Source organism: Paenirhodobacter sp. (assembly GCF_047600745.1).
GTDB lineage: Bacteria > Pseudomonadota > Alphaproteobacteria > Rhodobacterales > Rhodobacteraceae > Rhodobacter.
The window spans coordinates 1,898,147-1,912,500 of the sequence record NZ_JASGKI010000004.1 but is presented as its reverse complement, the minus strand read 5'-3'; the positions used below and the strand labels follow the sequence as shown (position 1 = coordinate 1,912,500).

Genomic DNA, 14,354 nt, shown 5'->3' with positions numbered 1-14,354 from the left:
CGTCGATCACCCCCGCCAGTTCCCCCGCCGCGCCGAACACCGGCGCCCCCATGCAGACCAGGCCGGTATTCGTCGCGCGGAAATGCTGATCACGCCAGACGGTCACCGGCCTCCCCTCGGCCAGACAGGTGCCGATGCCGTTTGTGCCTTCCGCCCCCTCGGACCAGTTGCTGCCCGGCGCCAGATTCGAAGCGTGAAACTCGCGCCGGTCCCCATCACGGACGCGCTCGTCCAGAACCATCCCCTCGGGATCCGAAAGCAGCACCGTGCAGCCCGCCTCGCAGGCCGCGCGCGCCAGACGGTCCAGAACCGGCGTGGCGATCCGCAGCAACAGCCCCGCCGCCTCGCGCCGCGCGCGCATTTCGGGCGCAGGGACGCGCTCGCCCGGACGCGCCCGGGACGGATCAAGTTGATGATGGATCAGAGAGCGGCGCCAACTGGCCGCGAAGCCCGCGCGCCCCACGGCGGACGAGGCAACGACAGACTGCACGATCTTCGCATGGTCGCGCGGAACGCCAACAGGCAGTGGCATGACGAAAAGCCTCCCCTCTTTCCGGTGCCGATGCGGAAAGATAGCCCGGTTTCGCACAGTGTAAACTGCCGATCCGCGCGGGGGGATGCGACTTAGGTCGGGTCTTCTCCGTCCGTCTCGTGGCGCTTGCCACGGAACCCCGTCGCCACAACGAATTTCTCGGAACTGTCCTTGCGCGAGGCCGGGGGCTTCATATTGGCGACTTTGGTGAAATTCTTCTTCAGGATCGCCTGCAACTCCTGCTCCGCGCCACCGGCCAGAACCTTCGCCACGAAGGTGCCGCCTTCTTCCAGCACGTCGAAGGCGAAATAGGCCGCATGTTCGCACAGGGTGATGATCCGCAGGTGGTCGACCTGCTGATTCCCCGAAGCCGCCGCCGCCATGTCCGACATCACCACATCGGCCTTGCCGCCCAGCCAGCCCTTCACCTTCTCGTCGGCGTCATCTTCGAGAAAATCCAGTTGGTGGATTTCGGCCCCGGCGATCGGCGCCACTTCCTGAAGATCGACGCCCAGCACCGTGCCGACCTTCTTGCCCGACTTCTCGCCAAGCGCATTCACCCGCTGCACCGCCACCTGGCACCAGCCCCCCGGCGCACAGCCAAGGTCCACCACCCGCGCGCCCGGCACGAGGAACCGGAACTTGTCGTCGAGCTCAAGGATCTTGAACGCCGCCCGGCCGCGATAACCTTCCTTCTTCGCCCGCTGCACATAGGGGTCGTTCAACTGCCGCTCCAGCCACAGGGTGGAACTCAGCTTCCGTCCCTTCGCGGTTTTCACCCGCACCCGCAACTCGCGCTGGCCACGGCCCGACGTGCCCCCCGGTGTCTTCGCCATCAGATCGGTCCCATCTCTTCGAGCACGCCATCGGCGGCCATCTGTGCATAAAGCAGCCCCTCGCGCAGGCCGCGGTCGGCCACCGACATCGCTTCCGTCGGCCAGACCCGCATCAGCGCCTGGAGGATCGCCGCCCCGGGCATGATCAGCGTGTGCCGGTCGCGCCCGATGCGCGGATCGGTGCGCCGTCCCTCGGGGCCGAGCGACAGGAAGCTGCGGATCACCTGATCAATCTGCCCGGAGGTCATCGTCAGCCCATCCACCCGCGTCCGGTCATAACGGCGCAGGCCCAGATGACAAGCCGCAACCGTCGTCACCGTGCCCGAGGTGCCGATGATCTGGAACCCGTCGCGCGGCGCGCCGCAGGAATAGGTCGAGAAATTCGACAGCTTTTCCTCGAAATACCACGACATCAGGGCGAACCGCGCGGCATCGTCCTCGACATCGGCGAAATGGTCCTTCAGCGTCGCGACACCGAGCGGGACGGAAATCCAGTCCACCACCTTCGCGCCCGGCACCGTGCCCTCGGGCTGGCTCAGCCCGTCCGAAATCCGCATGATCGCCCGGCCGCGCTCGCAGGGCTCCACCCCGGAGACGTCGATCCACACCAGTTCGGTCGAACCGCCGCCGATATCCACCACCAGCACCTGCTCCGCCTGCCGCGAAACCAAGGGCGCGCAGGAGATCACCGCGAGCCGCGCCTCTTCCTCCGCCGGGATGATTTCCAGCGGCAGGCCGGTTTCACGCCGGACATAGCGGATGAAGTCGCGCGCATTGCCCGCCCGGCGACAGGCCTCGGTCGCGACCAGCCGCATCCGCGTCACGCCATGCGATTCAATCTTGCGGCGGCAGATCTGCAACGCCTGCACCGTGCGCGCCATCGAACTGCGCGACAACCGGCCCGAGGCTTCGAGCCCCTGCCCCAACTGGACAGCCTTGGAAAAGCTGTCGACGACCTGAAACTGGTCGCCCTTGGGCCGGGCGATCAGCATCCGGCAAGAATTCGTGCCGAGATCCAGCGCAGCATAAAGCTCGCCGGACTCGGCGTATTTGGTCGCGGGTTGCTCTACCGCTTTCGGGAACGCGCCCGCAGACCGGGGACGCCTGGGCGCCATCGTCACGCCCTCCGATATCAAGTTGTCCCCAAACTAGTCGCTAGACCGGCACCATTCAAGACGGCTTCGCTCGACAGCCCCGCGCCCGCGCGCTAATCCTGTGACAAAGGGAGGTGGGCATGCTGATCATTGCGGGAACGCTGGTGGGGATCATTCTGGGCATACGCCAGGCACGAGCGCGCGGCGGCAACCGCCGGGACCAGGCGCTTCAGGCCACGGTGCAGGGGATCATCCTCGGGATCTGCGGTCTGTTGCTGACGATCATCCTGAACCGGATGGGCTGAGATGTTCCTGCCCTTCTTCGAGGCCCTGCGCCGGGGCGGCATTCCGGTTTCGCTGCGCGAATACCTGGGCTTTCTCGAAGGGCTGTCGAAGGGGCTGTGCACCTACGATCTGGATGGGTTCTATTACTTCGCCCGCGCCGCGATGGTGAAGGACGAACGGCACCTGGACCGTTTCGACCGCGCCTTCGCCGAAGCCTTCGCGGGGGTGGAGGCGATCCCGCCGGAAGCGGTGCTTGAGGCGCTGGACCTGCCCGAAGACTGGCTGCGCAAGATGACGGAGCGCCATCTGAGCGCCGAGGAAAAGGCCGCGATCGAGGCGCTTGGCGGTTTCGACAAGCTGATGGAGACGCTGAAGCAGCGGCTGGCGGAGCAGAAGGAACGCCATCAGGGCGGCAACAAATGGATCGGCACGGCGGGCACCTCGCCCTTCGGCGCCTATGGCTACAACCCCGAAGGCATCCGCATCGGCCAGGCGGAGTCGCGCCACAAGCGCGCCGTGAAGGTCTGGGACAAGCGCGAATTCCGCGATCTCGACGATACCGTCGAACTGGGCACGCGCAATATCAAGGTCGCGCTGAAACGGCTGCGGCAATGGGCGCGGCAGGGGGCGGAGGAGGAACTCGACCTGCCCGGCACGATCCGCGCCTCCGCCGAGGCGGGCTATATCGACGTGAAGACCCGGCCCGAGCGGCGCAATGCGGTGAAGGTGCTGCTGTTCCTCGACATCGGCGGCTCGATGGATGCGCATGTGAAGATGGTGGAGGAGCTGTTCTCCGCCGCCCGCTCGGAATTCAAGCATCTCGAACATTACTACTTCCACAACTGCCTTTACGAAGGGGTCTGGAAATCCGCGCGGCGCCGGTGGGAAGAGGTCACCCCGACCTGGGAGGTGCTGAACCGCTTCGGCCCGGATTACAAATGTATCTTCGTCGGCGATGCCGCGATGTCGCCCTATGAGGTCACCCATGCGGGCGGCGCGAACGAACACTGGAACCCGGAACCCGGCGCGCTCTGGCTGTCCCGCGCGCGGGAGCAGTGGCCCGCGAATGTCTGGCTCAACCCCGAGCCGGAATTGCAATGGGTCCATACCCGATCCACCGGCCTGATCCGCGAGATTTTCGAGAACCGGATGTTTCCGCTCACCCTCGACGGGATTACCCGCGCGATGAAGGCGCTCTGACTTGACGCGCCCCGGCCCGGCCCCCAGATCCATCGCATGATCCTGCGCCTTTTGCCCCTGCTGCTCGCCATCGGTTACGGCCTCGTGCTGTGGCACTTCTCCGCGCGCAACATGAAGCGGCAACTGGACAACCGCTCGCGTCGGCTGCGCGATACCGGGCTTGAGCCGATCCTCGACCGCCTCGCCGCGGCGATGGGCGTGGCCGAGGTGCCGGTCCATGTCTATGAGGTCGATCCGGTCAATGGCCTCGCCGCGCCGGATGGGCGGGTTTTCCTGACCGAGGGTTTCATGCGCCTTTACCGCGAAGGCCGGGTCAGCGCCGAGGAACTGGCCTCCGTCATCGCGCATGAGCTGGGCCATGTCGCCCATGGCCATGCCCGGCGGCGGATGATCGACTTCACCGGGCAGAACGTGCTGCGCGCCGTGCTGGTGCCGCTTCTGGGTCGGCTGGTGCCCTTTGCCGGGGTCTTGCTAGCGGGGCTGATCTCCTCCGCGCTTGCCGCCCGGCTCAGCCAGCGCGACGAATACGAGGCCGACGCCTTCGCCACCGCCCTGCTGATCAAGGCGGGGCTGGGCACCGGGCCGCAGATCTCGCTGTTTCACAAGCTCGACGCGCTGACCGGGGCGCCCGGCGCCGCCGCGCCCGCCTGGCTGCTGACCCATCCGAAGACCGAAGCCCGGATCGCCGCGATCCGCGAACGCGAGTCCCGCTGGACCTGAGCCACTTTTTCCCGTTCAAGGACATTGTAGCCAGTCCGGATTCATCGGGCGGTAATCGTTTCTTGGTCTCGTGCAAGTCACGCTCCAGTTTTTCCGAATACGTTCCAATTTTTCGCCATCGAGTCCTGAATGTCCGCAGCCCCAGCCCAGACCGTTCGCCGCCGCCGGGTGTTCTACATTCCGGGCTACGATCCATTCCATCCCCGCCGCTACCGCGAGCTGTATCGCCGTGAGGGGGCGGAACAGGCGCGGATCTCAGGCTACGGCCTGCGCCTGCTGCCCGGACAGGGCGGACGGGGCTGGTCCGTCGTCTCGGAGCAGGACGGTATGGAAACCCGGACGGAATTCGAGGTTCTCACCTGGTCGGACATCGTGCGCGCCTCGATGGGCGGTTCGGTCGCGGCAACCTATGCGCAGATGGTCCGCACCGCCTGGGTCTATGTCACCACGGGCGCGCTGTTCCGGCTGATGCGGCTGCGCCGGGGGCCGATCCTCGCGGCGCTCTACCCGGTCGTGGCGCTTCTGGTGCAGGCCCTCGTCGCGCTGGCGGCGGGGCTGGCCGTTTTCGCGCTGCTCCCCGGGGTGGTGGGGCTGATCGGGCTTGCGGTCACGGTGATCCTCGTGCTGAACGGCTTCCGGCGCCATGACCGCCGGTTCTTCGCCTATTACCTGATGCACGACTATGCCTTCACCGCCCGCTGGCGTGGCGCCTATCCGCCGGATCTCGACGCGCGGCTGGCCGAATTCGGCGACCGGATCGCCGCCGCCGCCGAACAGGACTGGGACGAGGTTCTGCTGATCGGCCATTCCTCCGGCGCGCATCTGGCGGTGTCGGTGCTCGCGCGGCTCTTGCAACAGGGTCGCCTGCCGCCGGGGGCGAAGGTCTCGCTCCTGACCCTTGGGCAGGCGATGCCGATGGTCACCTACCTGCCCGAAGCCCGCGCGCTGCGCGCCGATCTGGCGCGGATGGGGGCGCAGGAGCGGATCTTCTGGCTTGATGTCACCGCACCGGGGGATGCCTGCGCCTTTGCGCTGTGCGATCCGGTCGCCGTTTCCGGGCTGGTCCCCACCGGGGCCGCGCCGCTGGTGATCTCGGCGGCCTTCCGCAAGACGCTTTCGCCCGAACGCTGGCGGGCGCTGCGCCGGCGCTTCTTCCGGCTGCATTTCCAATATCTCTGCGCCTTCGACCGGCCCGATGCCTATGACTATTTCCGCATCACCGCCGGACCGCGCCGCCTGCCCGAGCGTTTCGCCGAAGCCCGCCCCTCGCGCAGCCGGATCACACGTTCAGCCAACAGGTTCACCGCGACATGACCCCGCCGAAGCCCGAACCCCGGGACACGTCGGCCGGGCTCTGGCGGCTGATCGCGCTGTTCCGGCGCGATCTGCTCTCGGCTCTGCCCGCGCGGCTCTATCATGCGTGGATGGCAGAGTACCGCACGCCGTTCTTCCATTCCTTCCTGTGCAACGATCCCGCGCTGGTGGACCTTGTGCTGCGCGAACGGCCGATGGACTTCCCGAAATCGCCCCGTCTGCGCGCCGGTCTGGCGCCGCTGTTGCGCAACAGCGTCTTCGTCACCAATGGCGAAACCTGGGCGCGACAGCGGCGGATCATCGACCCGGCCTTTGACACCGGCCGCCTGCACGGCAGTTTCCCCGCGATGTGGGCGGCGGGCGAGGCCTGCCTGAACCGGCTGCGCACGGCGAAAAATCCCGTCGAGATCGAACATGAAACCGCCCATGCCGCGGCGGATGTGATCTTCCGCACGCTGTTCTCGATCCCGATCGAGGACGAGACCGCCGCCGCCGTCTTCACCGCCTTCCGCGCGCATCAGCGCACGCAGCCGATCCTGAACGCGCGCGCCTTCCTGCCCTGGCTGCCGCGCCTGCATTCGCGCCGCACCCGCCGCACCGCCGCCCATATCCGCGCCCTGATCGCCCGGTTGACCGAGGCCCGCGCCCGGGACATCGCGGCGGGCACCGCGCCCGACGACCTCGCGACCCGGATCATGACCACGCCGGATCCGGACACCGGCAAATGCTTCGACACCGAGGAGATGATTGATCAGGTCGCGATCTTTTTCCTCGCGGGGCACGAAACCTCGGCCTCTGCGCTCGCCTGGGCGCTGTGGCTGATGGCGACGCATCCCGAGTGGCAGGACCGCGTGGCCAGCGAGGCGCAGGCCCTGCGCCCGGACTTCGCCACCCTCGCCACCCTGCGCCTCAGCCGGGCGGTGTTCCGCGAAACGCTGCGCCTGTATCCGCCGGTGCCGATGTTCGTGCGCGAAGCCACCTGCCCCGAAACCTTCCGCGGACGTCCCGTCCCGAAGGGCGCGCAGGTGGTCATCAGCCCCTGGCACCTGCACCGGCACGAGCGGCTGTGGGACAACCCGGACGGCTTCGACCCGGGCCGCTGGCTTGGCCCCTGCCCCGCCGCGCGGCAGGCCTATATCCCGTTTTCCGCCGGGGCGCGGATCTGCCCCGGCGCGGGCTTCGCCATGGCGGAGGGGCCGCTCCTGCTGTCGATGATCCTGCGCGACTTCCACATCGCGCCCGCCAGAGCCGCCCCCGTCCCCGTCGCGCACCTGACGGTGCACAGCCGGGACGGGATCTGGCTGACCCTGACGCCTAGAGCCGATAGATCGCCGTGAACTTCGCTTCGAGGTAATCGAGCAGCGGCCCTTCGCTGGGCGCAAAGCCGCAGGCGGCGGTGATCGTCTCCACCGGCGGGCGCAGGCCGCCGTGCCGGTGCAGGTTCTCGCGCAGCCATTCGACGGCGGGCGCCGCCGTCCCTTCGGCCAGCGCCTCGGCATAGTCCGGCACGGCCTCGCCCAGGGCCTTGAACAGGCAACCCGCATAGATATTGCCAAGCGCATAGGTCGGGAAATAGCCGAACAGCCCCACCGGCCAATGCACATCCTGCAAGAACCCCTGCGAGGGCTGCGTGACCTTCACCCCGAAATCCTGCGCGAAGCGGGTGTTCCAGGCCTCTTCCAGATCCTCGACCTCCAGCGTCCCGGCGATCAGCGCGCGTTCGAGGTCGAAGCGCATCATGATGTGCAGGTTGTAATGCAGCTCGTCCGCTTCGGTGCGGATGAAGCCCGGGCTGACGCGGTTCACGCAGGCGTGGAAATCCTCCGCCCCCACGCCGAAATCGCCGAAGGCATCCACCATCCGGGTGTGCAGCCAGCCGGTGAACGCGGGCGAGCGACCCAGCTGGTTTTCAAAGATCCGGCTCTGGCTTTCATGCACGCCCATCGACACGCCGTGCCCGATCGGGGTGAACAGATAATCCGGGTCGATGCCCAGCTCATAGACCGCATGGCCGGTTTCGTGGATCGTCGAATACAGGCAGTTGAACGGATCGCTTTCCACCACCCGCGTGGTGATCCGCACATCGCGGCCCGACCCCGAACAGAACGGATGCACCGCCCGATCCATCCGCCCGTGGTTCCAGTCGTAGCCGAAGGCCATCGCGCATTTCCGCGCCAGCCGAAGCTGCGCCGCCTCGGGGAAAACATGGTTCAGCACGGGCGGCGCATAGCTCGCCCCCAGCACCTTTTCCCGCAGCGCGACCAGACGCGGCCGCATCCGGTCGAACACCGCCGCGATCTGCTTCTGCGTCACGCCGGGTTCGTAATCGTCGAGCAGCGCGTCATAGCTGTTGCCGTCGGAAATGCAGTTCGCCTCCTCGCGCTTCAGCCGCACCACCTCGCGCAGCGTCGGCAGGAAGGCGGCCGGGTCTTCCGCCGCCCGCGCCTCGGCCCAAAGGCCCTGACTGCGCGAGGTCAGCCGCGCCAGTTCCGCCGCCAGCCGCGCCGGCACCCGGGTGTTGCGGTTGTAGGACCGCGCAACCATGTCGAGGATCCGCGCCTCGGCCGGGGTGTCGGCCTCGGCCCGCGCCAGCCAGTCCTCGATCCGGGGATCCGTGCGGCGGGCGTGCAGCACGCCTTCGAGTGCGCCGATCTCCTCGGCCCGCTGATCGGCGGCGCCGCGCGGCATCACCGTTTCCTGATCCCAGCCCAGCCGTTCGGCAACGGAGGCCAGCGCCTCGGTCTCGCGTTGAAAGGCGATGAGGTCCTGAAGTGCTGTCATTTGCTCCCCCTGATCGACTGAACGACCGGATACCGCGCGAGAAACCGCGCCCGAAGAATAAGAACGAAGGCGACCACCGCCCCCAGCTGATGCACAAGGCCAAGGTGCATCGGCGCGCCATGCAGCAGCGTGACGATGCCCAGCCCGACCTGCACCAGCAGCCAGGTGCCCATCCAGGCAAAGGCCACCCGCGTCGCCGCCTGCGGCGAACGCCGCCCCAGCACCGCCACCACCGCGCCGAAGAGCAGCACGAGATACCCCGCCATCCGGTGGATGAACTGCACAAGGCCCGGATCTTCAAAGAAATTGCGCCAGACGGGCGTGATCGCGAAGGGATCTGGCGGCAGGAACTGCCCCCCCATCAGCGGCCAGTCGGTAAAGCCGCGCCCGGCGTCGATCCCGGCGACCAGCGCGCCGAGCAGGATCTGAAGGAAGGCCAGATGCAGCACCCCCGTCGCCATGCCGAACAGCTTTGGCTCCGCCAGACGGCGGGCCTGCAACAGATCCGCCTGCGTGCGCCCGAGCAGCATCACATACCAGGCGATGAAGCCGAGGATCGCGAAGGCCAGCCCCAGATGCACCGCCAGCCGGTAGGAGGCGACCGAGGTCATCTCCCCCACCAGACCCGACGACACCATCCACCAGCCGATCGCGCCCTGAAGCCCGCCCAGAACGCCGATCCCCAGAAGCCGCGGCACCCATCCGGGCGGGATCCGCCGCGTGAGCGCAAAGCCCACGAAGCCCAGGGCCCAGACCAGCCCGATCAGCCGACCCAACTGCCGGTGCCCCCATTCCCACCAGTAGATGCCTTTGAACTCCGGCAACGTCATGTCCCGGTTCATCAGCGCATATTGCGGCGTCGCCTGATATTTCGTGAATTCCGCCGTCCAGGCGGCCTCGTCCAGTGGCGGCACCGCCCCGGTCACCGGCTTCCATTCGGTGATCGACAGGCCGGAATCGGTCAGCCGCGTGGCCCCGCCGACACCGATCATCACCACGACCAGCGCGAACAGGATCATCAGCCAGATCCGGATCGCCCGTCGCGCGCCCTTTGGCCGGGCGTCGATCAGGTTCCCCTTTGGCGTGGCGCGGGTGGCCGGGGCTTCCGCGCCGACCTCCTCGAAAATGCTGCGTTTCGGGCTCATGCTGGCCTCCGTCCTCTGGCCCCGGACACTAGGCACGGCGGCGGGCGCAGGCAAGGGGGGCCAGTCGTCTCAGGCTGCTTCGGGTTTCGGCGTGGCCAGCACGACGATATCCATCATGATCCGGTTCAGTTCGAAATCCTTGGGCGTATAGACCCGCGCGACACCGAACCCCAGAAGCGTCGCGGCATCGTCATCGGGGATGATCCCGCCCACCACCACCGGCACATCCGAAAGCCCGGCCGCGCGCATCCGCTCCATGACTTCCTCGATCAGCGGCAGGTGCGAGCCCGACAGGATCGACAGCCCGACGATATGGGCCTCGGTCTCCACCGCCTGCGCGACGATCTGTTCGGGCGTCATCCGGATGCCCTCATAGGTGATGTCCATGCCGCAGTCGCGCGCGCGGAAGGCGATCTGCTCGGCACCGTTCGAATGACCATCCAACCCCGGCTTGCCGACCACGAATTTCAGCCGCCGCCCAAGCTGCACCGAAACCGCGTCCACCGCCGCGCGGATCTCGTCCAGCCCCTCGGTCCGGTTCGAGGGTGCGGTGCTGACCCCGGTCGGGCCGCGATATTCGCCATGCACCGCGCGCATCACCCCCGCCCATTCGCCCGTCGTCGCCCCGGCCTTCGCCGCCGCGATGGACCCCGGCATGATGTTGCGCCCGGCCCGCGCGTCAGCGGCCAGCCGGTCCAGCGCGCTACGCACCGCCGCTTCGTCGCGGGCATCGCGCCATTTCACCAGCCGCGCGACCTGATCAAGCTCCACCGCCGGATCGACCACCATGATCCCGCCATCCCCGGCGGTGAGCGGCGAGGGCTCGCCCTGCTGCCAGCGGTTCACGCCGACGACGATGGTTTCGTTCGTCTCGATCCGGCCGATCCGCGCCGCGTTCGATTCGACCAGCCGCGCCTTCATGTAGTCGATCGCCGCGATCGCGCCCCCCATCGCGTCCAGCGTCTCCAGCTCGGCCCGCGCCCCGGCCTTCAGCTCCTCGACCTTGCGCGTCACCGCCGGGTTGCCGTCGAACAGGTCGCCATATTCCAGAAGGTCGGTCTCGTAGGCCATGATCTGCTGCATCCTCAGCGACCATTGCTGATCCCAGGGGCGCGGCAGGCCAAGCGCCTCGTTCCAGGCCGGAAGCTGCACCGCGCGCGCGCGCGCGTTCTTCGACAGCGTGACCGCCAGCATCTCGATCAGGATCCGGTAGACGTTGTTCTCCGGCTGCTGCTCGGTCAGGCCGAGGCTGTTGACCTGCACGCCATAGCGGAAGCGGCGGTATTTCTCCTCCTCGATGCCATAGCGCTCGCGGCAGATCTCGTCCCAAAGCTCGGTGAAGGCGCGCATCTTGCACAGTTCGGTCACGAAGCGGATGCCCGCGTTGACGAAGAACGAGATCCGCCCGACCATTTCCGGGAAGCTCTCCGGGGGCACCTTGCCCTTCAGATCGTCCAGCACCGCGATCCCGGTCGCGAGCGCAAAGGCCAGTTCCTGCTCCGGCGTCGCGCCCGCCTCTTGCAGGTGATAGGAACAGACGTTCATCGGGTTCCACTTCGGCAGGTGCTCGCGCGTATAGGCCGCCACGTCCGTGATCATCGCGAGGCTCGGCTTCGGCGGACAGATATAGGTGCCGCGGCTGAGGTATTCCTTCACCAGATCGTTCTGCACCGTGCCCTGAAGCCGCGAGACATCCGCGCCCTGCTCCTCCGCCACCGCGATATAAAGCGCGAGCAGCCAGGGCGCCGTCGCGTTGATCGTCATCGAGGTGTTCATCTGTTCGAGCGGGATCTGATCGAACAGCGCGCGCATGTCGCCCAGATGGCAGACCGGCACGCCGACCTTGCCCACTTCGCCCCGCGCCAGAACGTGATCCGAATCATAGCCCGTCTGCGTCGGCAGGTCGAAGGCCACCGAAAGCCCGGTCTGCCCCTTCGCCAGGTTCATCCGGTAGAGCGCATTCGACTTCTCCGCCGTCGAATGGCCGGCATAGGTGCGGAACAGCCAGGGCTTTTCCTTCGCGGGGCGCATCGTCTCGTTCATCGGGTCTCTCCGGGCCGGAAAATTCACGGGCAACAATATTGCCATTTAATGCCTAATATCGGCAATAATATGTCCCTGTCAATTCTCTGCAATGCGGCGTGACCGGCGCCCCGTCAGGCAAGCGCCGTCATCATCAGGCGCAGCGACCACCAGATCAGCACAAGCCCCACGATGGGCGTCACCAGGCCACCGTAGCGCTGCGCGGCGGCCCGCATCAGCGGCTGCGATGCCGCGAGCGCCACGCCCCCGAACCAGACCACGGCCACGATGAAGGTGCCGATGGCCCCGGCGGAGGCGCGCGGAACATCCAGTCCGCCCCCCGTGCCCCGATGGCCGGAGACCGCCGTCCCGATCATGAAGGCCAGCGTCACCGGGTTGCTGAGCGCCGTGCAGAGCCCCGCGAAAAGGCAATAGGTCGCGGAAGACGGAGACCTCCGCACACCCACGGGCGCCGGAGCAGCCCCGCGTTGGCGGATGCTGCGCCCGATGGTCCAGATCGCCCGCACCCCGATCGACAGGAGCAGCACCGCGAACACGGCTTGCAGGACATGCAGCAGCGGGCCGCCCCCGGCATCCGACTGCGGCAGAAGCTGGGCCACCGCGGACAGGCTGGCCACCCCCGACGAAACGCCGAACGCGGCACAAAGCGCATGGCTGCGCGGATGGTTCAGGCCCATGAAGCTCACGAGCATGAAGTTCGGGCCGGGAATCAGGGCGATGACCGCATAGGATCCGCCGAAGAACAAGGCGTCGCTGACTGTCGAAAGCATCTCGGAACACCCTTCGCGAAACTTCCGAGAAAATATGAAAAACGGCGTTGAAAAATAGCTATGTGCGGATGCTACCACCGTTTCGGTGACCGTTCGAGAACAATCAGAGCGACAGGTAGAATTGAAGCAATCTTGCGCGCAAGATAATTACCAAAACGATCTAAATATCATTGCAAAGTTTCGCGCAGAAAGCTACTTCTCGCGTAAGCAGCACGATTCTGCGCCGCGGCATCGCCGTGCGCAGACCCCTACACGAGGAGACGCCCATGGCGCTGGATACTCATCCCGCAATCGCCCCCTACGAAGCGCCGGAGAAAGACCTGTATGAAATCGGCGAGATGCCGCCGCTCGGCTATGTGCCCAAGAAGATGTATGCTTGGGCGATCCGGCGCGAGCGGCATGGCGAGCCGGAGCAATCCTTCCAGGTCGAGGTCGTCGACACCTGGGAGATAGATTCCAACGAGGTGCTGGTGCTCGTCATGGCCGCGGGCGTGAACTACAACGGTGTCTGGGCCGGCCTCGGCGTGCCGATCAGCCCCTTCGACGGCCACAAGCAGCCCTATCACATCGCCGGGTCGGACGCCGCCGGGATCATCTGGAAGGTGGGCGAAAAGGTCACCCGCTGGAAGGTCGGCGACGAGGTGGTGATCCACTGCAACCAGGACGATGGCGACGACGAGGAATGCAACGGCGGCGATCCGATGTTCTCGCCCAGCCAGCGGATCTGGGGTTATGAGACGAACGACGGCTCCTTCGCGCAGTTCACCCGGGTGCAGGCGCAGCAGCTGATGCCGCGCCCGCGCCACCTGACCTGGGAGGAATCGGCCTGCTACACGCTGACGCTGGCCACCGCCTACCGGATGCTGTTCGGCCACGAGCCGCATGACCTGAAACCCGGCCAGAACGTGCTGGTCTGGGGCGCGTCGGGGGGGCTCGGCTCCTTCGCGATCCAGTTGGTGAATGCGGCGGGGGCCTCGGCGATCGGGGTGATCTCGGACGAGGACAAGCGCGAATTCGTCATGTCGCTCGGCGCGAAGGGCGTGATCAACCGCAAGGATTTCAAGTGCTGGGGCCAGCTGCCCAAGGTCAACAGCGAGGAATACAATACCTGGCTGAAAGAGGCGCGCAAGTTCGGCAAGGCGATCTGGGACATCACCGGCAAGGGCGTGAGCGTCGACATGGTGTTCGAGCATCCCGGCGAGCAGACCTTCCCGGTCTCCGCGCTGGTGGTGAAGAAGGGCGGCATGGTGGTGATCTGCGCGGGCACCTCGGGTTTCAACTGCACCTTCGACGTGCGCTATATGTGGATGCACCAGAAGCGCTTGCAGGGCTCCCACTTCGCCCATCTGAAGCAGGCTTCGGCAGCGAACAAGCTGATGATCGAACGCCGGATCGACCCCTGCATGTCCGAGGTCTTCCCCTGGGCGGAGATCCCGCTCGCGCATACCAAGATGCTGAAGAACCAGCACAAGCCAGGTAACATGGCGGTGCTGGTGCAGGCGCCGCGCACCGGGTTGCGCACCTTCGAGGATGCGCTGGAGGCCAGCCGCGAGCGTCCGTGAACCGCGCGGGGCGCGGTCGCAATGACCGCCCCCGGCGAAAAGGCCACCGGCAGGCTTCGCCGAACAGCTATC

General features: G+C 66.8%; 13 protein-coding genes (1 of these 13 cut by a window edge). 6 read left to right on the top strand and 7 right to left on the bottom strand.

Going from position 1 to position 14,354, the window contains the following annotated elements:
- The 3 genes from QM789_RS18125 to QM789_RS18115 all read right to left on the bottom strand — a co-directional run.
- Nucleotides 1-532 carry the 5' portion of a GAF domain-containing protein gene (locus QM789_RS18125; protein WP_420353216.1) on the bottom strand. It extends 437 nt beyond the left edge of the window, so only the first 532 of its 969 coding nucleotides appear in the window; its start codon is at nucleotides 530-532; its stop codon lies beyond the left edge, outside the window.
- A gap of 92 nt (nucleotides 533-624) precedes the next feature.
- Entirely contained in the window at nucleotides 625-1,368 is a 744-nt protein-coding gene (locus tag QM789_RS18120) for an RlmE family RNA methyltransferase (protein ID WP_420353215.1), read from the bottom strand.
- Nucleotides 1,368-2,483, bottom strand: a complete 1,116-nt coding sequence (locus QM789_RS18115; RefSeq protein WP_420353214.1) for a Ppx/GppA phosphatase family protein — start codon at nucleotides 2,481-2,483, stop codon at nucleotides 1,368-1,370. The genes QM789_RS18120 and QM789_RS18115 overlap by 1 nt, the downstream gene beginning before the upstream one ends.
- Nucleotides 2,484-2,602: 119 nt before the next feature.
- On the opposite strand from QM789_RS18115, the gene QM789_RS18110 reads away from it, so the two are divergent.
- From QM789_RS18110 to QM789_RS18090, 5 genes are all read left to right on the top strand, one after another.
- On the top strand, nucleotides 2,603-2,767 hold the full coding sequence (locus QM789_RS18110) for a hypothetical protein (RefSeq protein ID WP_420353213.1): 165 nt from the start codon (nucleotides 2,603-2,605) through the stop codon (nucleotides 2,765-2,767).
- Between the two features lies 1 nt (nucleotide 2,768).
- Nucleotides 2,769-3,947, top strand: a complete 1,179-nt coding sequence (locus tag QM789_RS18105) for a vWA domain-containing protein (protein ID WP_420353212.1) — start codon at nucleotides 2,769-2,771, stop codon at nucleotides 3,945-3,947.
- A 39-nt stretch (nucleotides 3,948-3,986) separates the two neighbouring features.
- Nucleotides 3,987-4,667, top strand: coding sequence for a M48 family metallopeptidase (locus QM789_RS18100; protein ID WP_420353346.1), 681 nt, complete (start codon nucleotides 3,987-3,989; stop codon nucleotides 4,665-4,667).
- Nucleotides 4,668-4,796: 129 nt separating this feature from the next.
- Entirely contained in the window at nucleotides 4,797-5,981 is a 1,185-nt protein-coding gene (locus tag QM789_RS18095) for a hypothetical protein (protein WP_420353211.1), read from the top strand.
- Nucleotides 5,978-7,318: a cytochrome P450 gene (locus QM789_RS18090; protein ID WP_420353210.1), complete on the top strand. Its 1,341-nt coding sequence runs from the start codon at nucleotides 5,978-5,980 to the stop codon at nucleotides 7,316-7,318. The genes QM789_RS18095 and QM789_RS18090 overlap by 4 nt, the downstream gene beginning before the upstream one ends.
- On the opposite strand, the gene QM789_RS18085 is transcribed toward QM789_RS18090, so the two are convergent.
- From QM789_RS18085 to QM789_RS18070, 4 genes are all read right to left on the bottom strand, one after another.
- Nucleotides 7,296-8,762 carry a carboxypeptidase M32 gene (locus tag QM789_RS18085; protein WP_420353209.1) on the bottom strand — a complete coding sequence of 489 codons (1,467 nt, stop codon included), beginning with the start codon at nucleotides 8,760-8,762 and terminating at the stop codon, nucleotides 7,296-7,298. The genes QM789_RS18090 and QM789_RS18085 overlap by 23 nt on opposite strands.
- Nucleotides 8,759-9,907, bottom strand: a complete 1,149-nt coding sequence (ctaA, locus tag QM789_RS18080) for a heme A synthase (protein WP_420353208.1) — start codon at nucleotides 9,905-9,907, stop codon at nucleotides 8,759-8,761. Before ctaA ends, QM789_RS18085 begins: the two co-directional genes overlap by 4 nt.
- A gap of 69 nt (nucleotides 9,908-9,976) precedes the next feature.
- Complete coding sequence (locus tag QM789_RS18075) at nucleotides 9,977-11,950, bottom strand: protein meaA (protein WP_420353207.1); 1,974 nt, start codon at nucleotides 11,948-11,950, stop codon at nucleotides 9,977-9,979.
- 113 nt (nucleotides 11,951-12,063) lie between these two features.
- The gene (locus tag QM789_RS18070) at nucleotides 12,064-12,720 is read right to left on the bottom strand and encodes a LysE family transporter (RefSeq protein WP_420353206.1); all 657 of its coding nucleotides are present in this window, start codon (nucleotides 12,718-12,720) and stop codon (nucleotides 12,064-12,066) included.
- 266 nt (nucleotides 12,721-12,986) lie between these two features.
- Here QM789_RS18070 and ccrA point away from each other — a divergent pair, with 266 nt between their 5' ends.
- Nucleotides 12,987-14,282 (top strand): crotonyl-CoA carboxylase/reductase, encoded by a 1,296-nt coding sequence (gene ccrA / locus QM789_RS18065; protein ID WP_420353205.1) that lies wholly within the window; start codon nucleotides 12,987-12,989, stop codon nucleotides 14,280-14,282.
- Nucleotides 14,283-14,354: the final 72 nt, after the last annotated feature.